17 protein-coding genes and 3 pseudogenes are annotated in these 25058 nt (G+C 58.9%); 15 read left to right on the top strand and 5 right to left on the bottom strand.

Annotation, left to right across the window (positions count from 1 at the left end):
• Positions 1-423 precede the first annotated feature (423 nt).
• The 7 genes from A9K65_RS30995 (at position 424) to A9K65_RS30960 (ending at position 11564) form a co-directional block, all read left to right on the top strand.
• On the top strand, positions 424-5841 hold the full coding sequence (locus A9K65_RS30995; RefSeq protein WP_084016208.1) for a type I polyketide synthase: 5418 nt from the start codon (positions 424-426) through the stop codon (positions 5839-5841).
• 21 nt (positions 5842-5862) lie between these two features.
• On the top strand, positions 5863-6147 hold the full coding sequence (locus A9K65_RS30990) for an acyl carrier protein (RefSeq protein ID WP_084016206.1): 285 nt from the start codon (positions 5863-5865) through the stop codon (positions 6145-6147).
• Between the two features lie 323 nt (positions 6148-6470).
• On the top strand, positions 6471-7181 hold the full coding sequence (locus A9K65_RS35755) for a hypothetical protein (RefSeq protein WP_181168658.1): 711 nt from the start codon (positions 6471-6473) through the stop codon (positions 7179-7181).
• Between the two features lie 84 nt (positions 7182-7265).
• Positions 7266-8168 carry a 3-hydroxyacyl-CoA dehydrogenase NAD-binding domain-containing protein gene (locus A9K65_RS30980; protein ID WP_086081363.1) on the top strand — a complete coding sequence of 301 codons (903 nt, stop codon included), beginning with the start codon at positions 7266-7268 and terminating at the stop codon, positions 8166-8168.
• Between the two features lie 997 nt (positions 8169-9165).
• Complete coding sequence (locus A9K65_RS30970; protein WP_064993414.1) at positions 9166-9609, top strand: transposase; 444 nt, start codon at positions 9166-9168, stop codon at positions 9607-9609.
• The gene (gene tnpB, locus A9K65_RS30965) at positions 9606-9962 is read left to right on the top strand and encodes an IS66 family insertion sequence element accessory protein TnpB (protein WP_064993413.1); all 357 of its coding nucleotides are present in this window, start codon (positions 9606-9608) and stop codon (positions 9960-9962) included. Before A9K65_RS30970 ends, tnpB begins: the two co-directional genes overlap by 4 nt.
• A gap of 69 nt (positions 9963-10031) precedes the next feature.
• The gene (locus tag A9K65_RS30960) at positions 10032-11564 is read left to right on the top strand and encodes an IS66 family transposase (protein WP_064993412.1); all 1533 of its coding nucleotides are present in this window, start codon (positions 10032-10034) and stop codon (positions 11562-11564) included.
• A 292-nt stretch (positions 11565-11856) separates the two neighbouring features.
• Here A9K65_RS30960 and A9K65_RS30955 read toward each other — a convergent pair whose 3' ends face one another.
• Both A9K65_RS30955 and A9K65_RS30950 read right to left on the bottom strand, forming a co-directional pair.
• Complete coding sequence (locus A9K65_RS30955) at positions 11857-13062, bottom strand: IS110 family transposase (protein WP_224684877.1); 1206 nt, start codon at positions 13060-13062, stop codon at positions 11857-11859.
• A 211-nt stretch (positions 13063-13273) separates the two neighbouring features.
• A pseudogene (locus tag A9K65_RS30950) lies at positions 13274-13474 on the bottom strand (IS21 family transposase); the annotation flags it as partial.
• A gap of 267 nt (positions 13475-13741) precedes the next feature.
• Between A9K65_RS30950 and A9K65_RS30945 the strand changes: the two are divergent.
• The 3 genes and pseudogenes from A9K65_RS30945 to A9K65_RS30935 all read left to right on the top strand — a co-directional run bounded on the left by A9K65_RS30945 (position 13742) and on the right by A9K65_RS30935 (position 16978).
• Entirely contained in the window at positions 13742-14989 is a 1248-nt protein-coding gene (locus tag A9K65_RS30945; protein ID WP_064994224.1) for an acetyl-CoA carboxylase biotin carboxylase subunit family protein, read from the top strand.
• Positions 14990-15211: 222 nt separating this feature from the next.
• Positions 15212-15519: pseudogene (locus A9K65_RS30940) on the top strand (IS21 family transposase); the annotation flags it as partial.
• Positions 15520-15748: 229 nt separating this feature from the next.
• Positions 15749-16978 (top strand): acetyl-CoA carboxylase biotin carboxylase subunit family protein, encoded by a 1230-nt coding sequence (locus A9K65_RS30935; RefSeq protein WP_084015912.1) that lies wholly within the window; start codon positions 15749-15751, stop codon positions 16976-16978.
• Positions 16979-17593: 615 nt separating this feature from the next.
• Here A9K65_RS30935 and A9K65_RS36230 read toward each other — a convergent pair.
• From A9K65_RS36230 to A9K65_RS30925, 3 genes and pseudogenes are all read right to left on the bottom strand, one after another.
• Positions 17594-17715: pseudogene (locus tag A9K65_RS36230) on the bottom strand (IS630 family transposase); the annotation flags it as partial.
• A gap of 191 nt (positions 17716-17906) precedes the next feature.
• Positions 17907-18092, bottom strand: coding sequence for a hypothetical protein (locus A9K65_RS35400; RefSeq protein WP_064994220.1), 186 nt, complete (start codon positions 18090-18092; stop codon positions 17907-17909).
• A 272-nt stretch (positions 18093-18364) separates the two neighbouring features.
• The gene (locus tag A9K65_RS30925; RefSeq protein ID WP_064994219.1) at positions 18365-18694 is read right to left on the bottom strand and encodes a hypothetical protein; all 330 of its coding nucleotides are present in this window, start codon (positions 18692-18694) and stop codon (positions 18365-18367) included.
• A gap of 812 nt (positions 18695-19506) precedes the next feature.
• Between A9K65_RS30925 and A9K65_RS30915 the strand changes: the two genes are divergently transcribed.
• Genes A9K65_RS30915 through A9K65_RS30895 form a run of 5 tightly spaced genes read left to right on the top strand, consistent with a single transcriptional unit; the run spans position 19507 to position 25017 of the window.
• The gene (locus A9K65_RS30915; protein ID WP_064994218.1) at positions 19507-21114 is read left to right on the top strand and encodes an ABC transporter substrate-binding protein; all 1608 of its coding nucleotides are present in this window, start codon (positions 19507-19509) and stop codon (positions 21112-21114) included.
• Positions 21114-22055, top strand: a complete 942-nt coding sequence (locus A9K65_RS30910) for an ABC transporter permease (protein ID WP_064994217.1) — start codon at positions 21114-21116, stop codon at positions 22053-22055. The genes A9K65_RS30915 and A9K65_RS30910 overlap by 1 nt, the downstream gene beginning before the upstream one ends.
• A gap of 1 nt (position 22056) precedes the next feature.
• Positions 22057-22938: an ABC transporter permease gene (locus A9K65_RS30905; protein ID WP_064994216.1), complete on the top strand. Its 882-nt coding sequence runs from the start codon at positions 22057-22059 to the stop codon at positions 22936-22938.
• Positions 22939-22945: 7 nt separating this feature from the next.
• A complete protein-coding gene (locus tag A9K65_RS30900; protein WP_064994215.1) occupies positions 22946-23947 on the top strand; it encodes an ABC transporter ATP-binding protein in 1002 nt (333 codons plus the stop codon).
• Complete coding sequence (locus tag A9K65_RS30895) at positions 23944-25017, top strand: oligopeptide/dipeptide ABC transporter ATP-binding protein (protein ID WP_064994214.1); 1074 nt, start codon at positions 23944-23946, stop codon at positions 25015-25017. The genes A9K65_RS30900 and A9K65_RS30895 overlap by 4 nt, the downstream gene beginning before the upstream one ends.
• Positions 25018-25058 lie beyond the last annotated feature (41 nt).

Below are 25058 nucleotides of genomic sequence, written 5' to 3'. Positions count from 1 at the left end.
TTACTGAACCTTCATGATCGAAGGTCGCGGACAATGGTACCTTCACAGCAAGGTCTGAGGTCAGGGACAGCCAAAAAGGCTTGTGTCCGAATTGCGCTCGGACGCTGCACGAGTACGCAATGCAGGGGCGCAATAAGGGTCGACAGCGTTACTGCAATGGCGCCGTTCGCGTAAATTTATCAAATTAGAAATTAAATCGTTGTGCAAAATGATATTTAACACTTTTTAACAGATGCCTGAACTGAAGTTTGATACATCTTAACATTCTACATTAGATAACCGTGCTACTTTGGCTGCCGTAAGCTTAGGTCGAAGTGGCAGCTTCTAGTGCTATAAAGACCGAATTGGAAGTCCTCATAAAAAAGAAATGTCCGCTAAGAAAGAGGCGTTTTCAGGCGGAATCTAGGTGGAGTGGCTTGAGAGATGGAACAACTTCCTGGTAAGTCAAAAACACTGCTTAGTGTTGTAAAGAGTTCACTTGCGCCGTCGTATCGGCTAATTTGCTTCCCCCATGGGGGGGGTAGCGTCCAGTCGTTCCGTAATTGGCCAGACTATCTCCCTGACGACATTGAGCTTATTTGCTTGGATCTTCCCGGGCGCGGCAAACGATCAGCGGAGGCCGCCATTCGCAGCATGGACGTACTGGCACCCATGGTCATCGAGGCGCTCCAGGAATACAGCGATAGCCCCTTCGTTTTCTTCGGTCATAGCGCAGGTGCCCTCGTGGCCTACGAGATTGCCCGCTCCCTTGAGGAGGCCGGTCGGCCATCTCCCTTCCATGTGGTCGTGTCTGCTCACCCGTCAGCGGATCTGCCCCCGCAAGAGCCGCCGATGTATACATACACCGATGATAAGCTAACCGATGTGATTCGTACCCTTGGTATGGTCCCCAAGAAGGCGCTGGCAAACGAGAAACTGCTATTGGACTTCATTTTGCCGCCCCTGCGGGCCGACTTCGAACTTGCGGAGACTTACGACCGAAACCTGCCAAAGCCTCTCAAGGCGGCAATCACCGCAATGGGCGGAGTTGAGGACGAAATCAATGCCAATGACCTAGACGGATGGCGTCGGCTTACGACGTCGCGCTTCGCCCGGATTATGTTTGATGGCGATCACTTTTTCACCCATGCCATGACGGAGCAGGTGGTGTCCAGCCTCCTGCGCGAGGTTAGCGAGGTGAAGGGACAACTTCCGGTTTCTATCCAACACGGCGAGGTCTTCCCTTATACTAATCTAACGCTGCATGAGCGATTCCGCAAACAAGCAGCTCTCACCCCCGACAGTCCTGCCATCGTTTCAGAGGCTACGACCATCACATATCGTGAACTCGACGACCTAACCGACATTCTATCCAGGCACCTTCTTGGACATGGTCAGAGCCGAGGTTCCAGCGTGGGTATCCTGATGGATACTTCACCTGAATACGCCGTCGCTTTGTTCGGTATTCTAAAAACAGGGGCGGCCTACGTCGTGCTTGACAAAGCATTGCCCGCCGCTGCGGTAAAGCGAATACTTGCGAAAGCATGTGTTGAAATCGTCGTCACCAGCGACCATTTCGCAGCCAAGCTTCCGCCTGACTGGTCCGGTATTGCGCTGTCGCTCGACGAGGGTTGGGAAGCACAACTTGGCAAGGCCAGCCCGGCCAATCCGCAACCGGTGAATATCGATGCGCCGGCCCAGATCTCATTTTCGTCTGGCACGACTGGTGAACCAAAAGGGATTGTCTGCCCCCACCGAAGCAGTGTATGCGCCAACCAGTGGCGCTATCATGCGCTGCCATACACGCTTGGTGAGCGTGAGGCGGTCAATCTCTTCGGGGACATAATGCGGCCGATCCTCGCCGGGATTCCAGCCTATCTGGTCCCCGATGACGTTATCTACGATCCGCATCAGCTGGTCGAGTACCTGGAGCGAAATCGAATTTCCAGAATATTGCTAACCCCATCACTGCTGGACGTGATTATCAGCAGCGGCTTCCTTGACCTCCCCTCCCGCCTTCCCGATCTCAGATTGATCTACCTATCAGGCGAGGTACTAACAGCAGCGTTGCTTGCGCGGGTCAGGGACGCGCTGCCGCACATCAGAATCATCAATTACTACGGCGCAGCGGAGGCATGTGATGTTTCGCATATTGACTTGAGCGAGGTCGATCCTGCGATAATACAAAAGGTCGCGCCGGTGGGTAGGCCTCAGTACAATGTCAGTGTCTATATCCTGGGGGAGCAACGCGATCCCGTCCCAATGGGCTTCTTGGGCGAGGTCTTCGTCGGCGGCGATGTCTTGGCTCATGGATATCTCGGCAGCCCAGAGATGACACGCGAAAGGTTCTTTCCCGACCCGTTTCGCGCAGATGGCACGATGTTCCGCACTGGCGATCTTGGTCGTATGCTGCCAAGTGGCCACTTGGAAATTATCGGGCGCTGCGCTTTCATGGTGAAGATCCGAGGTTACAGCCTCGTGCCCGGGTCTGTAGAAGCTGCCTTGCTTCGCTACGCCGGGGTCCGCTCCGCCGCCGTATTGCCTGAGCTCGATTCGACGACAGGCCAGCCGGACCGACTGGTCGCCTATGTGGTGCTGCACGATGGTTGCAGAGGCTGGGAGGCTCCTTTGCGAGCGCATTTAAAGTCCGAGTTACCGCACTATGCGATACCTGCGCATTTCGTGGCGGTACGGGAATTGCCCATTGCGGCTAACGGAAAACTTGATCGGTCGCGCCTTCGCGGGCTCGCGCAAGAGTCGTGCGCTCTGGTGACCGGTACCGACGAGGTCGAATCAGCACTTCGCGCAGCCTGGCGAGACCTTCTCCAGGCCGAAGCTGCCGATCTGGGCGACAATTTTTTCGACTGCGGCGGACACTCCCTTCTGGCTGCCCGCCTCTGCACGCAGATTCGTGAGAGTCTGAAGGTGCAACTCCGGGTAGTGGAGGTCTTCCTCAATCCGACCTTTAACGAACTCGCGGCTCTTCTCCGCAAACGCATTGGCGAGCAGGGACGTCCCCAAATCGGCAAGCTCCCCAAAACACCGCCAGTCTTGGCGCGTAGGGCGCATGTGAAGGCGCTGGACCGTCGAAGCAGCCCCAGTATGGACATTGCGGTGATTGGTATGGCCGCGCGTTTTCCTGGCGCGGAGACGGTAGACGCGCTGTGGGAGAACCTCTGCCAGGGGGTATGCTCGATCACCTCGCTCTCCAGGCAGGAGCTCAAGGCCCGAGGCATTGCGGAAGCTGTCCTGAATCGCCCGGATTATGTGCGCGTGGGCGCCCATCTCAACGATGTGGACCTTTTCGATCCGGATTTCTGGAGCCTCTCGAGGCGTGAGGCAACGTTAATGGACCCGCAGCATCGGCTGTTTCTCGAATGCTGCTGGAAGGCACTTGAGTCGGCCGGATATGCGCCAACCCAGCATGAAGGCCGGACCGGAGTGTTCGCAGGGTCTTCTTCCCCACTCTATCTACTGCACCATTTGAAGGGCAGCCTCAGCGATCCCACCAACGCGCCACTCGCTTTCCTGACGGAGCTCGGCAACGAGAAGGACTACCTTGCCGCGCGCGTGTCCTACATGCTGAACCTTAACGGCCCAAGCATTGCGGTGCAAACCTCATGCTCAACTGGGTTAGTGGCGATCGCGGTCGCCGCTCAGTCGCTCGCGGCCGGCTATTGCGACATGGCGTTGGCAGGGGGCTCGAGTATCACCTTCCCTCAAGCGGGGTATCAGTTTGTCAAGGACTTCATTAATTCTTCGGACGGTGTGTGCCGGGCCTTTGATGCCGATGCAAGTGGCACGGTGCTCGGAGATGGGGTAGGGGTTGTCGTTCTCAAGCGCCTTGAAGACGCGCTTGAGGCGAACGACTCGATCCACGCGGTGGTAAAAGGATGTGCCATTAACAACGACGGCCGCGCCAAATCATCCTTCTCGGCGCCTAGCGCACGAGGCCAGGCCGAAGTTGTGCGCCAAGCACTTGCCTCCGCGGCACTTGGCCCTGAAGATGTGGAATATATCGAAACTCATGGGACCGGCACCAAGGTCGGCGACCCAATCGAGGTCCGCGCACTGGCAGATGTCTTCGCGGGGCAGGCGAACGCCTGTGCGCTCGGGTCAATTAAACCGAATATCGGCCATGCCAACATCGCCTCAGGGGTCGCGAGCTTTATCAAGACAGCTCTCACGCTTCAGCACGGAGTAATCCCAGCGACAATCAAAATCAATCGGCTGAATGAAGATCTGGGACTGGAAGACACGCCTTTCTTCATCAATGAGCAGCTTAGACCTTGGCCCCGTCCGCCGGGACGTTCACGAACTGCCGGAGTTACTGGACTCGGTATGGGAGGAACCAACTGCCATATCGTGCTGCAGGAATGGGACAGCGACAATGCAAGGGCTTGGCCCGGATCGATTGCACGGGGATCTCACGCCCTTTGCCTATCTGCAAAGACCCCGTCAGCGCTAAGCCGGGCCTGCCTGAATCTAGCTGCGTTCTTGCGGCGCAACCGCGACATCGATCTTGGTGACGTCGCTCATACACTACGCGTGGCGAGATGCCACTTCGCGCATCGAACCGTTGTGGTGGCGCGCAACTTGGGCACGGCCATCGCGAGGTTGGAAGAAGAAGGGGATCGTACAGCTGATCGGACCTTTTCCTCGCCGTCTATTGGCTTCATGCTGCCGGGCTGCGGAGTGCAGCACCCGCGGATGTTCAAGGATCTGTTCGATCACGTGCCGGACTTCCGCAATGCTTTCCTGACTTGTGCGGCCGCTTGTCGCCGGCTCCTGGATCGTGACCTGGAGACGGTCATGTTTGGGGAAGACGACAAATACCGGACGGCTTCCTTCGAAGAAATCAGTGTCATGATTTTCTCCGTGCAATTCGCCATGGCGCGTTCGCTAGAACTGTTCGGAGTTCAGCCCGCTTATCTCGTCGGACACAGCATGAGCGAATACGTTGTGGCTACCCTAGCGGGCATTCTAAAAGTGGAAGATGCTGTTGAGCTGACGATCGCTCGGAGCCGTGCGGTGGCAAATATTGGTATCGATGGTGCTATGCTTGCGGCCGGATGCGGCCCGAGCGAGGCTGAGCGTATCCTCACGGAGGACGCTTGGCGTGATCGAGCAGAAGCTGGCGAGATCGGCGTCGGTATCGTGAACTCAAATACCGACGTCGTGTTCACCGGCAAGCGGGAACTTCTGGAAAGGCTTCAGGAAAGTCTCGAACATCGACAGATCACCAACAACCTCCTTATTACAGCTGGCGTCCCCAGCCATTCGCCGCTGATGAAAGGAGCGACTGACGCCATCGACGCGCGGGTCCGTACACTCGAAAAGGGCCTGCCGAATGTGGCCATTGCTCTCAACTCAGGAGCTCTGCATGAAGCGAAAATACCCTTGCAGGACACCTACTTGAGCAGGCAAGCGATCGAGCCTCTCCGATTTGATCGTGCTCTCAAGCCCGTTGTCGCGGCTGGTGTAGCTGCACTCGTTGACATCGGGCCCTCACGAAATCTGGCGCGTCTGGCACAGGGAGCAATCAACTCAGAGGACCGGAAGACCCGAATTCCATCGATCGTCCCAGCCGCGCGCGACGAGAACGATGAACAATCCACTGACCGCCATGTCCTTCTGGAATGCCTTGGGGCACTCTGGGCCGCGGGTGTTGCGGTGGATTGGAAACGGGCCAGTGATCAATTGGAACCGTTCGGTACTCGCCGTCGCATTTCCCTTCCAACGTACTCATTCGACGGTCACCGATGCTGGCCGGACGATCAGCTTGCGAGGCGGACGGTTCCGCGGCAGTCCGGGGAGCGAGAACAGCAAAGGGGAGAAGAGTTCACGACGCCAGACGAGTAGTAATAAGAGGAGAAAAGGGTTATGGCAGAAAAAGTAGTCGAACCAGGAAAACTAAACATGTTTAGCAACGATGATCCGAGGAAAATTTTTCTTGATGAAGTTAAAAATATTATCGGAGATAACGAAATATGCTTGGACGATAACTTTTTTGATGTTGGGGGAGACAGCCTTATCGCCGCAGAGCTCCAAGCTAATTTGGATAAAAGCAACAATTGGAGGTCGCCGCAATTGGATGAGATAATTGAGGCGGCGACGTTCGGCGACCTGTACGAGCGAATATGCATCCGTAACCATCCGTCGAAATAAGGACACCTCGAACTTGCTAGACTGAATGTCCCAGGAGAACATTTGGTCTAGAGCGGAGACGCAGCTGAACACACAGCTCTGTTTCTGGCTTCGGCGAGACTGGGAGCGGACCATCTTCCGTCCGCATGCGCCAGACTCGACGCACACTTCCCAAAGGGAATGCCAAAATCGGACTCTTCTGTCAGGCTGTAACCACTGGATCTGCGAAATTGCTACCGCACATGGACATTTGGCACCCAGGTGGTCGGCGGCGACAGTCGATATTTGATGAATGCGCATACACCATGCACATCAAATGTATCTGCACGACCCTGGAGGCCAGAATGACGTCGCAAATCGAGAGCTGCCTTGGAATTCTGGGTTTGGAACCTGCCTTGCCACCCAGCGTGGCGCCGCCGGCGCCGCCGTCCGGCTCGCTGTTTAGTTCAGCTACTTTCGAGTTTCCCGTCATATCAGAAACCGTCGAAGGAGCTTGGGCGGATGTTGTCATGCTGGGCGAACCTGCGCTCCAGCCGGCTTTTGTGACAGCAGCTCGGAGGCTCGTAGAGCGGGGCGCGGTCGTAATCACCTCGGACTGCGGCTCTGCTGTCCGGCATCAGGCGGCGGTGGCTGCGGCTGTAAGCGTCCCGGTCGTAATGTCCAGTCTGCTCCTAGTGCCGACGCTGCTCCGCCAACTGCCCCCCAAAGCCAAACTCGCTGTCGTCACAGCTGATTCACGAGTGTTTCGAGATGATTTGCTTGGGCTCAGTGATCAGGCCGACCGGGATCGGATCGTCATCGGCGGCATTGAAGGCGGTAAGATTTTGGAAAACGCGTCCATGCGTCCACCGCAACCGACCGATATCGCCGACATTGAGAATGATGTGGCAGCTTGCGTCGCCCGGCTCCGCGGCGCACATCCGGAGATCGCTGCGTTACTGTTCACGTGCACTGGATTCCCGCCGATAACGCCGGCAATCCGCCGTATGACAGGGCTGCCTATCTACGACATCACAACCATATGCCGGATGACGCTTGAGGCCCTTGGCGCCTAATGTTGTCATCGCTTCAGGTTCTTCGGGTTTTCTCGCAGCCCACCTGAGAAGTCACTCTCCAGATCCATTGATATGAGGTAAACTATGCGCGTCGCATGCATTGGCACAGGAACCATAGGCGCGAGCTGGGTGGCATTGTTCATTACTGGCACGCATGAGGTGACCGCATGGGGCCCGAGGCCGGGTTGGCAGGATCGTCTATTGGCCGCCCTCGACCGCTACGAGCCGCAATTGCGAGAGCTTCAAATGCCAACTGTACGTACGCGCCTTCGACTTTGCGGCAGTTTGGGTGATGCGGTTGCTGAGGCAGAGCTCGTCCAGGAAAATGCCCCGGAACAGATTGAACTCAAACGAGTGCTGGTCCGGGAAATAGCCAGTCTAGCGCCGCTCGATGCGATTATCGCCTCCTCCACATCAGGACTTTTGCCAGCCGATATCGCTAGAGACATTCCCAATCCGGGTCGCCTCCTCGTAGCACATCCTTTTTCCCCCCCGCACCTGATCCGGGCCATGGAGATCGTCGGCACACCTGAAATGCCGACTGAAAGACTTGAAGCTGCGGTCGAATTCTACCGCAGCATCGGCAAACAACCGGTTGTAATGTCGCATGCCGTTCCGGGTTTTATCGGCAATCGCCTGCAAGCCGCGATGTGGCGGGAGGGGTTCCAAATGATCGCCGCCGGCGAGGCTACGATGGAAGAGATCGACAACATCATTAAGGGCGGACCTGGTCTTCGCTATGGCATTTCAGGCCCATGTGAGGCCCAATTGGGTTGGATAGATCCGAAGGGTTCCGGCGAGATAGATGAAGAAAAATGGTCGATCCTGATGGACACTGACTGGAGCCGCCTGCCCGGTCCGCCCCTGACCGATGCACTGCGCGACATCCTTCGTCCGCAACTCTTGGCAGCGCGCGCAAAGAGGCTCACCGGCGACGCCTGGGAGAAGCGGCTAATTGCAGTGCGACGTGCAGTCGAAAATATCTGAGATTCAGCTGGTATTGCCAAATTGTTGCTGGATGCATGTGAGCAGTCGCCGCACTCTCGGCAATGCCTGGAAAGGCGCCCGACGCTCCGCTTGGCAGACCGAAAGAATGGCTTGAGACCAATCTGGATCTGACTAATACTGTCGCTGACCTGCATTCGACGTTCCTATCTTGCCCGGTTCGGAGCAGAGGTGATACAAATCGACTGGCCGGTCCATTTTATGACCACTCGATAACTGTAATCAGCGGTCTTAATCATGTGCGCGGCAAACGCTCGGCTCAGCTAGACGTTGGCTCATCTGGCGGTCGAAGGGCCTCTAAAACTAGTTAAATGGTTGATGTCGTAGTATGGATGGGGCTCGACCGCTCGGCACTGTCCGGCCTGCCGTGACCTTGGATCTAAAGAACATCACCCCGCCAATTGCCGAGGATGAAGCATTGGAGAAAAACTCGGTTCCGGCCCAGATTGAGTTCGGCAGCGTCACAAGATGTATGGGGCAGTCGCTGCGGTCAGCAATTTGTCGCTGACCGTCGGTCCCAAGGGGTTCGGGCAAGACCACGGCCCTGATGCTGCTCGCCGGGTTCGTAGCGCCCACTGAGGGAGACATCCGGATTGCTGGGAATTAGGTCGCGGCGGTGCAGTCTTATCGGCGCGACCAAGGCATCGTCTTCCAGAGCTATGCGCTGTTTCCGCACCTCACGGTGCGCCGAACCTAGAATTCCCGCTCGAAATGCGCGGCATGAAGGCTGCCGAGAGGCAGCGCAGGTCGACCGCATGCTCGCGCGCGTGCACCTCACCGACTTTGGCGGCCGCATGCCGTCGCAATTGAGCGGCGGCCAGTAACAGCGCGTGGCGCTTGCTCGAGCCCTGATCGCTGATCCGCCGTTCCTCTTGCTCGATGAGCCGCTCGGCGCACTTGACCGTAAGCGCTGTTCTGGTGGCACCTTTCGCGCGTGGTCGTGAGGAACGATGTTCGGAGCCTTTGAGGGCTTCGACACATGACGATTTCAGAGCTTACGCTTAAATCCAGCAATCTTGAGCCCGCGCGCCGTTTCGAGGTGTTCACGGGTTCCGGTCGGCGGCGCGAATGGCTGCCGGAAGAGAAAGCCCGGATCGTGGCTGAAAGTTACGATGCCGGCGAGACCGTGAGTGCCGTGGCCCGGCGGTATGCATTGTCCCCGCAGCAGTTGTTCGCCTGGCGTCGGGCTGCTCGTGTGCCGTTGGCGGAAGCGCTGGCACCGGAACCGTTGTTCGTGCCGGCAGTGGTGCCGGCTCCGAAGCCGGAACCGACGGGGAAACAACAGCCACAACGCAAACGGAAAGCTGCCCGCGACGCCGGCGTTATCGAGTTGGAGATCGACGGCGTCGCCATGCGGGTCGGCCGTGGCGCCGACGCCAAGACGGTGGCGGCGGTGATCCGCGCGCTGAAGGCGACGTCGTGATCGGGCCGACGGGTGCGGTCAAGGTCATGGTGGCGACGAAGCCGGTCGACTTCCGCAAGGGTGCGGAGGGATTGGCGGCGCTGGTGCGAGAGACGATGGGGGCCGATCCGTTCAGCGGGGCCGTTTACGTCTTCCGGGCGAAGCGGACTGACCGGATCAAGCTGATCTTCTGGGACGGCACCGGCGTCTGCCTCTATGCCAAGCGCTTGGAGGACGGGGAGTTCCGCTGGCCAAAGGTTCAGGATGGCGTGATGCAGCTGACGGCGGCGCAGTTCTCGGCGCTGCTCGAAGGACTCGACTGGCGGCGCGTCCACGAGGCGCGCCGGACCCGTGTTCCAGCCCAGGCGGGCTGACCCGCGACCAAGTGAATCAGCCTGGATTCCGCTGTCGCGGGCTGTCGACGAATATGGTCTGATCCACTCATGGCGATGACGGCGGACCAGCTTCCCGACGATCCGGATGCGCTGAAGGCGATGGTGCTGGCGCGCGACGTCGAGAACGCCCGGTTGATCCAGATCATCAAGGAATTGCAGCGCCACCGCTTCGGCCGTCGTGCTGAGACGCTGCCGGAAGACCAGCTGCTGCTGGGACTTGAAGAAGCCGAGCAGATCGAGGCGGCCGGCGAGGAGGAGAACGAACAGGCTGCTCCCATGGAGCGTCAGGCGCGTGTCACCAAGCGTCGGGCGAACCGCGGTGCGTTGCCACCCCATCTGCCACGCACGGATATGGTGGTCGACATCGAGGACCATGCCTGCCCGTGCTGCCGCAATGACTTGCATCGGATCGGCGAGGACGTAAGCGAGCGGCTCGACATCGTTCCGGCGCAGCTGCGTGTGATCGTCGTGCGCCGACCCAAATATGCCTGCCGAGCCTGCGAAGACGTGATCGTTCAGGCTCCCGCGCCCGCCCGGCTGATCGAAGGCGGCCTGCCGACCGAGGCGACGGTTGCCCAGGTTCTGGTCTCCAAATATGCCGACCACCTGCCGCTGTATCGCCAGGCGCAGATCTACGCCCGGCAGGGCATCAATCTCGACCGCTCGACACTCGCCGACTGGGTTGGCCGTGCCGCCTGGCACCTGCGTCCGGTTCACGAACGGCTGCTGGCGAAGCTGAAGTCCTCGCCAAAGCTCTTCGCCGACGAGACCACGGCGCCGGTGCTCGATCCCGGTCGCGGCAAAACGAAGACCGGCCAGCTCTGGGCCTATGCCCGCGATGATCGGCCATGGGACGGAGCCGATCCGCGCGGCGTCGCCTATGTCTACGCGCCCGACCGCAAAGCTGAGCGTCCGATCGCTCATCTCGCGGGCTTCACAGGAATCCTGCAGGTGGACGGCTATGGCGGCTATCGCGTGCTCGCCGACAAGAGCGGCGTGACGCTCGCCTTCTGCTGGGCGCACGTGCGCCGGCGCTTCTACGAACTCGCCGCGGCCGGTCCCGCGCCAATCGCCTGCGAGGCGCTGAGACAGATCGCCGAACTTTATCGCATCGAAGACGACATCCGTGGACGATCGGCGGAGCAGCGTCGTGCCGTGCGCCAGGAAAAGAGCCTGCCGATCACCGTCGCTCTCGAGCCCTGGCTGCGCGAGAAGCTCGGGCTGATCAGCCAGAAGACCAAGCTCGCCGAGGCAATCCGCTACACGCTGTCGCGTTGGGAAGGCCTCTCGCGCTTCCTCGATGATGGCCGCATCGAGATCGATAGCAACACTGTTGAACGCTCGATCCGTCCTATCGCGCTAAACCGCAAGAATGCACTCTTTGCCGGATCGGACGGCGGCGCCGAGCACTGGGCCGTCGTCGCTTCGCTAATCGAAACCTGCAAACTCAACGGCGTCGAGCCCCTCGGCTATCTCGCCGATGTCCTCACCAGGATCGTCAATGGCCACCCGAACAGCCAGATCGACGACCTCTTGCCATGGGCCTACATCCAGGCTCACGAACTCAGCGCAGTGGCCTGAGAACATCGCTCTGATGTCCGCTGTCAAGGTTTGGAACGCAGAAGGTCGCCCGATCCGAGGAACGGCTGCTCATTCTGATGAGCGCGCATGGGTGGAGGCGGAACTGAAGGACGTCGGTGATCAAGCTCTGATGCGCGGGTTGGCTACCGCATTCCCGATTGTGCGTCCGGGGCTGTTCCTATCTTACTGCGGGCGTCGGTCAATTTGCCGGCCACAAAGCGTCTGACGGGCATTCCCCTGCCGTGGTCCCGCCTCCGCCCATGCGCGAGGTGTAGACTGCCGCGGCGAGCGATCAGGTGGAGCGTGCCTCCCTGGCGACGGCCCACATGAAGCCGACTAGTTCGCGGGCGATCGCCGTGCAGACCACCGTCGTTCGCTTGCCTCGCGCAACCAGCTTTCGATACCGGGTCGTCAGGCGGGCCTGAGCCTTCCATGCGATCTCACGGACTTTCGGCGGTGCCTGCTCCAACCGGTACAGCTTCGCCTTGCCGATCCGGGGTGGATGTCGATAGGTCCAGGCGCTCTCAACCAGCATGTGGCGAACGCGGCCATTGCCTGCCTTGGTGATGCCGCCACGCCTGATTGTCTCTCCAGTCGACCGCTCGCCGGGAACGAGGCCGAGATAGCCCATGAGCTGGCGAGGGCTCTCAAAACGGCTTACGTCGCCGACCTCGGTGGCGAACGTCACGGCGACGATCAGATCGACCCCACGCAATGTCTGGAGCGCTCGCACGATCGGCGCCAGCGACCAGTTCGGGATGAACTCTTCGATCACGCGATCAAGCCGTTCCACACGCTCTTTCGAGACGCGCACCGCTTCGACCATTTCCTGGAGCGCGATCTGATGTGCAGGATAATCGAACCGCTGCTCCTGCAACCAACGCAGGTAGCGCATGGTCCAGTTCTTCGTGCGCGGATAGGCACGACCATGCTTGAGCATGAAAGCGCTCACCTGCTGGCGATGGACCCGCAGCGTCTCGACCGCGGCTGCCCGGGCGCGAACGAGATCTCGCATGGCTTCGTGATCTTCATCGGGAACCCATACCGCCGTCAGTTCGCCGGCGCGCAGCAGCCTTGCCAATGAAAGAGCATCCCGGCGGTTCGTTTTCACCCGATCGCCAGGCTTCCTTGGAATCAGCGATGGCGCGACCACGGTGCATTCATGGCCAAGGGAACGGATCAGCCGGTAAAGGCCATAGCCGGTTGGGCCCGCCTCGTAGCATAGGTGGATGCGATCGAACTTGGCAGCGATCCGTTGGATAACGCGGCGCATACTCGTATCCGATGCGTCGACCTCGCCGAAGAACCGAACCTCTCCCTCCCGGCCGGCTTCCGCAATCGCGATGGCGTTCCTCAGCTTAGCGACATCGATTCCGACAAATGCTTCCCTATAATCTGCCACGGCTCGTCCTCCTGTGATGAGGATCGGCTCGGACCGCCCGAGCAACCCTCGGACGCGCAGTGTAGGGTGAGCCACCTCACCGGCAGAAGCGGACATACGGTCTTACACTTGACCGCAACCTTCGTGAGCAGATGCTGATCGAGAGTAAGACCGTATGTCCGCTTCTGCCGGTGAGGTGGCTCGCCCTACACTGCGCGTCCGAGGGTTACTCGGGCGGGCCGAGCCGATCCTCATCACAGTAGGACGAGCCGTGGCAGATTATAGGGGAGCAAGATTATAGGGAAGCATTTGTCGGACTCGATGTCAGGTGGACCTTCGCCGACTTCCACTCGGGTATTAGAACGGCCGCCGGCAGCGGCTTCAAGGCGGCCCGCTCGATCTCCTCGAACAGTTCGCGGCGGCTTTGGCCGACATGGCGCATCGGCCGATTGTTCAGATTCTCTAGCAGTTAGGCGATCGCCGCGTTGAGCTCGGCGTTCGAGAAGAAGGATCAACGACGCCGCGACCGCGGGCGGACACCAGAACTCTCCGGGCCTGACAAAATGCGCCACAGCTGCTTCGCCGGAACGTCGGCACGCAGCTTTGTCAGAGCGCGCCGCGCTGCAACGGCTGCAGCGTTAATCGTTGAATCTTAAACTAAAGCTTAGCGAATCTTTGCAACCGCAGGCCGCCGACAGTGATAACTTCACCGCCAAATCTGAGGTCCGGGAGCGATAAGGAGCTGATGCTTTTTACGCTCGGACCACCGCATAGCATGCAATAAAGGTCAGGGCCAATGACAAGAAGAGCGCTCATCATGGTTGAAGGCCATAGGAGTATGGGTCTGCTATTCGTCCAAGCGGCCCAGCGTCTTGGTCTTCATCCAATTACCCTGTCGGCTGATCCAGCTCCGTACGGCTACCTTGCAGCAGAAAGCGTTGATACAATCCCTGTCGATACAGCCAATCTCGATGCGCTGATCCACGTATGTTCCCGGCTGCGTGCGACCTATAAGATTGCAGGCATTACGGGCGCCGAGGAAGAGATTTATGCGATGGTTGGCAAGCTCTGCCGGCACTTCGACCTACCGGGCCCGGACCCCGAATCGGTTGAACGATGCTGTGATAAATTCCTTCAACGTCAGCTCCTCGCTGAGGCTGGCGTGGCAATGCCTGCTTATCGCTTGGCAATGAACACCGCGGATGCAGAAATCGCTGCCGCCGAAATTGGCCTCCCAGTGATTCTCAAACCGGCCGTAGGCACCGGCAGCAGCGGTGTCCGATTGTGCCGCAATGTGGACGAAGTAGCCGAACATACCACCTATCTGTTGGGCGGTAAGTACACATGGCGGTCTTCCCCGAGAATACTCGTGGAAGAATTCGCACAAGGACCTTATTATGCCACCCATATTATGGGAAATGAGGTTATTGGGATTGAGGCTGCTGACTTCGACCGTCCACCCCATTTTGTCTTTCGTGAGGGCATCTATCCGGCACCGCTTACTGGTCACGAGCAGAAACGCATGGCCGATGTATCGCTGAGCTGTTTGCGCGCTCTCGGCCTTGGCTGGGGGCCAAGCTTCGTTGAACTCCGGTGGACGAAGGTTGGTCCAGTCGTCATTGAAGTCAATCCGCGCCTTGGTGGCGGTCCTCAACACATCCAGCTGGCTGACGGTGTCGATCTCATTACGGAGCACATCAAGCTTGTCATCGGCAATGAATGGAATTTGCGCAAAACGCACTCAAACGTTGCGGGCTGGCGGAACCTACTTCCCGACCGCGATGGCACCCTCGATTGGATCGACAACGGCAGTCAGGCCGCTGCTGTACCAGGTGTCGCTGAGGTCAAATTCTATGTTGAACCCAACAAGCCGATCGTCAGGAAAGGTGATTACCGAGACTCTCTCGGATCTGTCATGGCCGTTTCGCCCAACCTTGCTCAGACCCAGGCAATACTTCAGCGTGCCGTCGACTTAGTTAGCTGGTCGATCACACCATTTCCGAGTGTGAATGAACAGGAACAGCCTGCAGCCCCTTACTCCTAGCGCAGTTAGGTAGCGCGGAGCGGATGGAGTGTGAATCGTCCGGGCTCTTTTTTCCAGGCCTTGCAGATGATCGATATGCACCGGAACAAAGCTGTTGTCGCACTTGCCGCCAAGATGGCGCATGTCTGGGTTGTCCTGACCAAGCGCTCTTCGAACGCAGGGACCCCTGCTTTCGTCTGACGCTCCGGCTCCATTGCAATTCTCGGGAATGATGACGAAACAGTGGCGCTGACGCTATTGTGGCAGGAGTATCGCGCCGTCCATCCCGACGGCTACGGCTACACCTGGTTCTGCGAGCACTTCGCCGCTTTCGAACGCCGGACGAGCGCGACATTCAGCAATCGGCATGCGGCGGGCGCGGTGATGCAGACGGGCTATTCCGGGCACACGGTCCCGGTGATCGATCCGGCGACCGGCGTCATTTACCGGCGCAGATTTTTGTCGCGGTGCTGGGCGCATCCAATCTGACCTTCGCCTTTGGGAGCCTCATTCAAAAGCTGCCGGACGGGATCGAGGGCCAGCTACAAGCGACCCCAGCCCGCGTGTCGGACAGGCTCCTAGGCCATGCCCTGCTGTGCAGCATCACCACCGAGGAATCGACTAATTCCGTCGTGTAACAGATCTTGCATGAAAAACTCACAAGTCTTCGCGATCGCAGGTATCTGACTGTGGTAGATTAAGCCGGGGTACAGCAAAAAGCTGTGATGTTGCTTTTACGCCTCAGACGCCCAACAGCACACAACATCGGAGTTAACAGCCATGGCGAGAAGAGCGCTCATCCTGATTGAAGGCTCAAGGAGCAATGGTCCGTTATATATCCAGGCGGCCCAGCGTCTAGGTCTTCATCCAGTTACCCTTTCAGCCGATCCAGACCGGTATAACTATCTTGCGGTGGAAAACGTTGAGGCAATCCGGGTCAATACAGACGATCTCGATGCGCTGATCCGCGAATGTTCCTGGTTGCATGCAACGTACGGCATTGCTGGCATTACTGGGTTTGCGGGTGACGACGAGTCGGTCTATGCGACAGTTGGCAAGCTCTGCCGGCATTTCAATCTACCAGGACCGAACCCCGCATCGATTGAACGATGCTGCGACAAATTCACTCAACGTCAGCTCCTTGCGGAGGCTGGGGTTCCGATACCTGCATATCGCCTCGCAGCGAATGCGGCGGAGGTTGAAAGCTGCGCTGCGGAGCTCGGCCTGCCGGTAGTTCTGAAGCCTACGGTAGGCAGCGGCAGCATCGGTGTCCGATTGGGCCGTACCGTCGAAGAGGTGGCTCAATATACAGCCTTTCTGTTGGGCGGGAAGCACGTATTGCAGTCTTCGTCGAGGATACTGGTCGAAGAATTCGCACAAGGCCCCCATTATATTGTTCATATAATGGGAAATGAGGTGTTTGGGATTGAGGCCGCTGATTTCGACCGCCCACCGCATTTCGTCTTCCGTGAAGGCATCTTTCCAGCACCGCTTGCTGATGAGGAGCATGAGCGTATCGCCAACGTTTCGCTGAGTTGTTTGCCAGCTCTCGACCTTGGCTGGGGACCAACGTGCGTTGAACTCCGGTGGACCAAGCGGGGCCCGGTCGTCATTGAAGTCAATCCGCGTCTTGGTGGCGGTCCTGATGCGGTTCAGCTGGCCTACGGCGTCGATCTCATCGCCGAGCACATCAAGCTTGTCATTGGTAAGGAATGGGATTTGCGCAGAAGGCAGTCTCACATTGCTGCCTGGCGGTGCCTGCTTCCTGATCGCGATGGCATCCTCGATTGGATTGATGGCGACAGTCTGGCGGCTGCTGTACCAGGTGTCGCCGCGGTCAAATTGTATGTTGAACCCAAGACGCCGATTGTCAGGCAAGGTGATTACCGAGACTCGCTAGGATGGGTCATAGCTGTTTCCCCGCGCCTTGCTGAGACCGAGATCGCCCTTCAGCGTGCTGTCGATTTAATCAATTGGTCGATCACACCGTTTCCACCAGTTGGGGACTAGTAATAATCTTCAGTTCGTTCTTCTGGGCCGGAAGCGAAGGTGCGGCAGATAGGAGATAATGAAAGCTTTATCGCAGTAGGGGAGAAGTATTTTCTGATTTTACCAAGTCCTGACACGGAATCCAGGATCGGGGAGAGCAGCAAGGGACTTCAGCGCCTAGTTGTGCCCGCCACAAGTCTGGCCGCTAAGCAGCGACGAAGAGCTTCGCGTGAGATTTGGACCTGCAATGAGCGGTGCTTCTGAAATATGAGCCCGTACATCAAAGCCGCGGCCCGTACACTTTGGCCAGGGTTAGGAAATTCGTTGCGATTAACGGAAGGCGAAGCGCTGATGCCGCCACGCGCGCACTTTCGGTAGCTGTGAGCAAGTAGTTGTCGAGACTGGACGGCCTTGTTGGCCGGCCTTTCGGCGTTGATGTCATTGAGGAAGCGAATGAACTACTGGTGGCGGTGCCGCTGCATGTTGCGGCCGCGCCGTCGAGCAAGTTGGTCACGGCAAAGAGAGCGGTGGTGCCGTGCTACTTCTAGTCATGCGCCATGGTGCCCCCGCCTCCCAGCTTCATGGACAGGCCAGGCTGGGGCTTCGGTCCGGCGCCTGGATCTGCAAAATTTCATCAGACGGCGGACCGACGTAAAGCCCGAGACATCGCGCCGTTTGTCGACAAATGTCGGATCGTTGGAGAGCTTGAACTGCCGCGAGCGGTGTGGCTGAAGACCATACGCCTTCCCGATGCGCTGGCTGGCGCTGGCGCTGATGTCGGCTACCTTCGCCATCATGGCGGCCGTCCAGCGCGTCGTCTCGGCGGGCGGGTCTTCGAGCGTGAGCGCAACAACGCGTTCGGCGACATCCGGGCCGAGCGGGGGGTGCGCGAGGGCCGCTTCTTGTGCGCAGCAGTTTTTCAAAGCCTTCCTCTGCGAAGCGCTCGCTGTCAACCGCCAGACGTTTTGGACTTGCCGGTCCGCCGCATGATTTCGACGGTGCCAACACCATCGGCGCTCAACAGCACGGTCTCGGCACGCCAGACATTCTTCTGCGGACTGTTGCGGTCGATGACCAGGGCGGTCAGCCGCCGATGATCAGAAGGCGAGACGGCTAGAGATATTCTACCGCGCATGATGCACAGGCAGCAGGTAATTCTACCCCAGAACTCTTATGTCAGGCGGAGACCATTAGGTGCCTTCAGCAATACCAGCGTGCATTAACCGCGCCTATCAGTGAATCTTAAAAAACGACAGCATCCCGAAACAAGGGAGTTCATAGAAATCTAAACCAAGGAGCGCGCATTCAAAGGTTATGGCTCAAACTTTGTTAAGCTTCCGTAAACTATAAAGTGCCAGCCCAGAGAGGAATCTTCCGATGTACACCCTCGAAACGTCCCACCTCATCCTAAGGTGTCCGTCGCATTGCGACGAGATTCTTCTGCATGGACTGCATAGCGATCCGTTCGTGGTAAACGCCATCAGAGACGGAGTCTCTCCGACAATAGAGCAGACGAAAGCTGAGCTTCTTCAGTTCATCAATCATTGGCAGCATCATCGTTTCGGCTATTGGATAATCGATATCAAAGACGAGGGTAAGGCCAAAAAATTCGCTGGTTACTGTGGACTTGTACGGGGAGACTCCGTAGAGGAGAGCAACGTGTAAATTGTAACCCGCCTCCACCTTGCTGCCTCCGGGAAAGGCATCGCGGTCGAAGCTGGGAGAGCGGTAGTGCAATTTGCTTTCGACTATTTAGAAATTAATAAAGTGACTGCGTTCGTTCGCCCAGGTAACACTCGCTCGCTCATCAAAAATCTGAAGATTGGGTTTCACTACGTAGATGACATAGTGTTCGAGAAAGGGACTAGAAGGCGCCTAGAGGTTTCTCCTAAAACTGCTGTAAGATCCGACAGTTTACGTGTGTTTGATTGCAGAGAGACGGGAATCACTCGAAATCCGTAGCGCTACGCCCGGCCCGCATTGAACACAGTCGCACGATTGGTGGCGGCGCCTCCTTCTCGTACTCGGTCGTAGCCATTCCCCGCTGTGATTGAGGCCCGGACAACGCCAAATTAGTAGACTAGATTGTCGCCGTTCGATCTCCGTCCCGATATCATCAATTTCGCGATCCATTCGGCGTCGCTGAGTGGCCAGAAGGCGATCTGCCCCTGCTTTCGGAGCGGACCAGGAAAACTCCCTGTTCCGCAAGGTTAGCATCCAAGCGATGAAGGCCGCTGTTCTTCATCCATGATATCGGAAGATCCGCCGGAAATCGGCGCGAAGACCTAACACGCTGCGTCTTACTCTCGGTCAGGCCGAATTGTATCGCCGGCCGCGTGCCGCTTCGCAGATCGGCGCTGCGTTCGACAGCTATCCATCTCGCTTTTAGATGACGACATATACAAACTGCATTTGACGACCGCTTGCGAGTGATGCTGATTGGTAGGCGGAAAGTCGTCATAAGAGCCTGCAATTGGGAACGTCAGACTTTCCGAGATTTGCCCACAGGCGCGGATCCGCCTCGCCACTAATTTAAGGGGAACTGGAACATGACAGTCTCTCGACGCGACCTAATTAAAGTGGGCTTGGTCACCGGAACGGCTTTATCAATCCCTTCGGTCCTGCGGGCGCAGACATCGCCAGCCTCAGCGCGGACGGTGCATATGGTGAAGGGCGACCTGCGTGTGTTTGACCCGATCTGGACGGCGACGAACATCACCGCCGACCACGGGGCGGCGATTTACGACACGCTGTTCTCGCTCGACTCCAAGTTTATGCCGCGGCCGCAAATGGTAGGGAAATGGGGCGTTTCAGACGACAAGAAGACTTATACATTCGAATTGCGGGAGGGGCTCAGCTGGCACGACGGCACCCCCGTGACCGCGGCGGATTGTGTGGCCTCGATCCGTCGCTGGGGCCAGGTGCATCCCGGCGGCCAGCTGATCATGGCTCGCGCCAGCGATATCTCGACGAAGGACGGGAAGACCTTCACGATCGCGCTCAAGGAATCGCTTGGGATTTTGATCGATATCCTGGCAGACCTTACGCCGCCATGCCTTTTCATAATGCGCGAGAAGGATGCGAATCGCCCCGCGACGGAGCAGGTGACCACGAATATCGGATCGGGCCCGTTCAGGTTCAATGAAGCTCTTGCCAAGCCAGGCGCGAGCATCACCTATGATCGCAATGAAAAATACGTTCCACGCAAGGAGCCGACCGAGGGATTGGCCGGGGGGAAGGTCGTCAATGTCGATCGCGTCATCTGGGATGTTATCGCTGACCAGCAGACGGCAATGGCGGCTTTGCAAGCAGGCGAGGTCGATTACGTAGAGTCGCCACCAGCCGATCTGTTCTCGGTGATCGAGGGCGATCTCAATCTTGCACTTCAGGTTCTGGACAAGCAGGGCTGGGACGTGGTGCTTCGCATGAACTTCCTGCATCCGCCGTTCAATAACATCAAGGCGCGCCAAGGGGTGCTTCACCTCATTGATCAGGAAGCGTTCATGCGGATCATGTACCCAGACCCAAAATACGTCGACACCGTCACTTCGATATTCGGCAAGGATACGCTCGTGTCCAACGAGGAGGACACGGGATGGTACAAGAAGGGTGGTGACCCGGAAAAAGCCAAGCAGCTATTCAAGGAGGCTGGATACGCCGGCGAGAAGGTGGTCATTCTCGATCCGACCGACTGGCGCGAGTCCGACAATGCCTCGCAGTTTCTGGCAGCTGAACTGCGCAAGATCGGCATCAATGCCGAGCTTGCGCCTATGGATTGGGGCGGACTGACCGCGCGCCGAGCGAAAAAGGACCCCGTTGAGAACGGCGGCTGGAGTATGTTTATCACGGCCGAATTCGATTATTCGCTAGGTAATCCGCTCGCCAGCCCCCTTCTCCTCGCGAATGGAGACGACGCTTGGTACGGCTGGCCGAAGAACGATGAGTATGAGGCGCTGCGGGCCAAATGGGCAGATGTCGCAACGCTCGATGAGCGAAAGGCACTGGCCCGCAAGATGCAACCAATCTGGTGGGACTTTGTCGGCGACGTGAGGTTGGGAACATATGTCTCGCCGGTCGCGCACCGCAAGTCACTCACAGATCTCATCGGCATGCCGCAGATAGTCCCCATGTGGAACATGCGGAAAGCCTCCGCCTAATGGCGGCCTACATCCTGCGCAGATTGGTTTCGGCGATCGCTGTCATGGTGATGGTCGGGATCTTCGTCTTTCTGCTGCTCAGGATGGCGCCCGGCGACCCGGCAGCGATCATCGCCGGCAAGTCGGCGACGGCCGACATGATCGCCGGCATCCGCGAAAAGCTCGGCCTGAACGATCCCATGCCGGTTCAGTTCATGCATTGGGTGCGCGACATGCTGGGCGGCGATTTCGGCACCTCGATCTTTGCGGGCCGACCCGTTCTCGATCTGATGTCGCAGCGGCTTGAGCCGACCCTTTCGCTGTCGATGCTGACGATGATCCTTTCGGTGACGGTCGGAGTCTCATTCGGCATTCTTGCCGCGTGGCGAACCGGCGGGCTCATCGACCGCCTGCTCGCGGTCTTCTCGGCATTTGGCTATTCGGTCCCGGTCTTTGTCATCGGCTATTTTCTGATATATTTCTTCGCCATCAGAACACATTGGCTGCCGGTTCAGGGCTACCTGCCGATCGAGAGTGGCCTCGGGCCGTGGTTCGTGCATCTGGTGCTGCCCACCGTGGCGTTAAGTCTTGGCTTCATTGCGTTCATCGCCCGGGTGACGCGGGCGAGCATGCTTGAGGTGCTGTCGGAAGACTACATACGAACGGCGGCCGCCAAGGGCGCTTCGTCCTATGCCATGCTTATCCACCACGCCCTCAAGAATGCCGGCGTCCCGATCCTGACGGTGATCGGCATCAGCTTCGCCTATCTGATCGGCGGCGTGGTCCTCACCGAAACGGTGTTCAACATACCCGGCATCGGCCGGCTGGTCGTCGATGCTATCAGCAACCGCGACTATCCGATCATCCAGAGCGTGCTGATCGTGACCTCGGGTCTATACGTGCTCATCAACCTCACGGTCGATCTGGCCTACACCCTGATCGATCCTCGTATACGGTACTGATATGACGATTTTGTCGGCACCAGTTGAAGATGTCCCGGCGAGGCGACTGCGCCTGTCTGATCTTCCGCGTCTAGCAAGGCGTCATCCGCTCGTCCTGACAGGCGGCGGCCTACTGGGGCTTCTGATCATCCTGACGCTGGCGGCGCGGGTTTACGCCGGCGATCCGGGGAACATGGATCCGTTCAAGCGGCTGCAGCCGGCTTCCGCCGAAATGTGGTTCGGCAGCGACAATCTCGGGCGGGATGTGTTTGCGCGAACGATCTTCGGGGCCCGCATCTCGCTCCTGGTCGGGCTGCTGTCGGCGGCGAGCGCTTCCCTGATCGGGCTCCTGATCGGTGTCATCGCTGGTTACAGCCGCAGCTTCGACAATGTCGTCATGCGGATCATGGACGGGCTGATGTCGATCCCGACGATCCTGCTGGCGATTGCGCTCATTTCTCTAACAGGTCCGGGGCTCGGCATCCTGATCGTCGCGATCGCGATCCCCGAGACCCCAGCCGTCGCACGGCTGGTCCGGTCGGTGGTGCTGGGGGTTCGCGAGCGCCCCTATGTTGAGGCCGCGCTGTGCGGCGGGGCGCGCCTGACAAGGGTGCTGTGGCGTCATATCCTGCCCAGCACTATTCCGGCGCTGATGGTGCAGGGCGCTACTGTCTGCGCCAGCGCGATCCTGACGGAGGCGGGGCTCAGCTTTCTTGGCGTAGGCGTTCCGCCCGAGATTCCGAGCTGGGGCAACATGATCGCCAGCTCGCGGCTTTATCTCGCCATCGCGCCGTTGACGATCTTTGCCCCCGGTATCTGCCTGGCCGTCACCGTCCTTGCCGTCAACCTGCTCGGGGACGGCCTGCGCGACCTGTTCGATCCCCGCGCCAGGCAGAGGCGCTGACACGCAGATGCATCAAAGGCTAGGAAACGACCTGCTGCTCGAGGTGCGAGACCTCGAAACGCATTTCTTTGGCGAAGACAGCGTCACCCGTGCGCTGGGCGGCATCAGTTTCCAGGTCAAGAAAGGCGAGACGCTCGGCGTCGTCGGCGAATCCGGATGCGGGAAGAGCGTGACGGCCCTGTCGATCCTTCGCCTGTTGCCAAAGCGGGGCGCCAGGACCGTTGGCGGCGAGGTCCGCTTCCAGGGTCGCGACCTGCTTGGACTGTCCGATCGGGAGATGCGCAAGATCCGCGGCGACCGGATCGCCATGATCTTCCAGGAGCCGATGACGAGCTTAAACCCGGTCTATACGGTCGGGCACCAGATCGCCGAAGCGGTTCAGATCCACACCAAGGCTTCCCGCCCGGCGGCCATGAAGAAAGCCGAAGAGATGCTACGTCTCGTCCGCATCGCGGACCCTGAGCGTCGCGTCAACAACTACCCCCATGAAATGTCGGGCGGCATGCGCCAGCGCGCCATGATCGCCATGGCTCTGGCCTGCTCGCCGGAACTGTTGATCGCCGATGAGCCGACGACGGCGCTCGACGTCACCATCCAGGCGCAGATCCTGCGGCTGATCGTCGATCTGAAGGAGCGCACGGGAACGGCCGTGATGTTCATCACACATGACCTCGGCGTCGTCGCCGAGACCTGCCAGCGCGTGATTGTGATGTATGCCGGTCGTATCGTGGAACAGGCCAACGTCATCGACCTGTTTGCGCGACCGGCGCATCCTTACACTCAAGGGCTTATGCGATCGGTGCCCGACCGGCGGCGCGGCCGCGAGCACCGCCTGCCGGAGATACCCGGCGTGGTGCCAAACCTGCGCGAGCCCATTGTCGGCTGCAGCTTTGCACCACGCTGCCCCTTCGCGATCGATATTTGCCGCGAGAAGACACCCATCCTGCGTGATGTCGGGTCGAGCCAGGCCGCAGCTTGTTGGCGCGCCGAAGAGGTAATGGGCGCATGAACGGTCCTCTGCTGAAAGTCGAGAATCTGACCAAGCATTATCCGCTTGGCTCGGGCCTATTCAAGAAAAGCATTCCGATGATCCGGGCGGTGGAGGATGTATCCTTCAGCGTCGAGGCGGGGGAGACGCTGTGCATCGTCGGCGAATCCGGCTGCGGCAAGTCCACAGTCGCGCGACTGCTGATGCGGCTCGTCGAGCCGACCGGCGGACGCGTGCTGATCGAGGGAACCGATATTGCTGGCCTCACAAAAGGCGCGCTGCGCGCCTGGCGCCGTCGCATGCAGATGGTCTTTCAGGATCCTTACTCGTCGCTGAACCCGCGCCTTACCGCCGGACAGATCATCACGGAACCCGTCGAGAATTTCGAGCGCCTCAGCCGAAGGCAGCGCAACGCACTCGCTGCGGATCTACTCCGAAAAGTCGGAATGTCGCGCGAGATGATGCACAGGCTTCCGTCCGAATTGTCGGGCGGTCAGCGTCAGCGGCTCGGCATTGCACGCGCCCTGTCGCTCAACCCCTCTCTCATCATCGCCGACGAAGCGGTGTCTGCCCTCGACGTCTCCGTGCAGGCACAGATCCTGAACCTGCTCCTGGATCTCCAGCAGCAGATGGGCATCGCCTTTGTCTTCATCTCACATGACCTTGGCGTCGTGGAGCATATCGGCCACAGCGTCGCGGTCATGTATCTCGGGCGGCTCGTGGAGCTTGCGCCGTGCGAGGCGCTCTTTGCCAAGCCGGTCCATCCCTACACCGAGGCTCTGATCGCGGCAGCACCGGTCCCGGATCCGACACGCGTTCGGCTGGAGGCGCCCGTCGAGGGTGAGGTGCCAAGTCCCATTCATCCGCCTAGCGGGTGCGCGTTTCATCCGCGCTGCCCGCTCGCGGTCGAACGTTGCCGTGTCGAAGTCCCGGCTTTGGTGCCTATGGGAGATGGGCGGGTCGTGGCTTGTCATGTGCGCGCTCCGCTGCAAGACATCCTCCATCTAATGCCTGTGCCGGGGGATCATTCGCTCGATCCGATGGTTATGTCAGAAACTTTCGCCGCTCGAACATCTCGAGAGCGCCGCTGACATGACCACCCAATCCAATGTAGCGAAAAGAAGAGAAGAAG

Source organism: Mesorhizobium sp. WSM1497 (assembly GCF_001672455.2).
In the GTDB taxonomy this organism is placed as follows: Bacteria; Pseudomonadota; Alphaproteobacteria; order Rhizobiales; family Rhizobiaceae; genus Mesorhizobium; species Mesorhizobium ciceri.
Note: the sequence above shows the minus strand (reverse complement) of the source record. Positions and strands in the feature narration are given on the sequence as shown.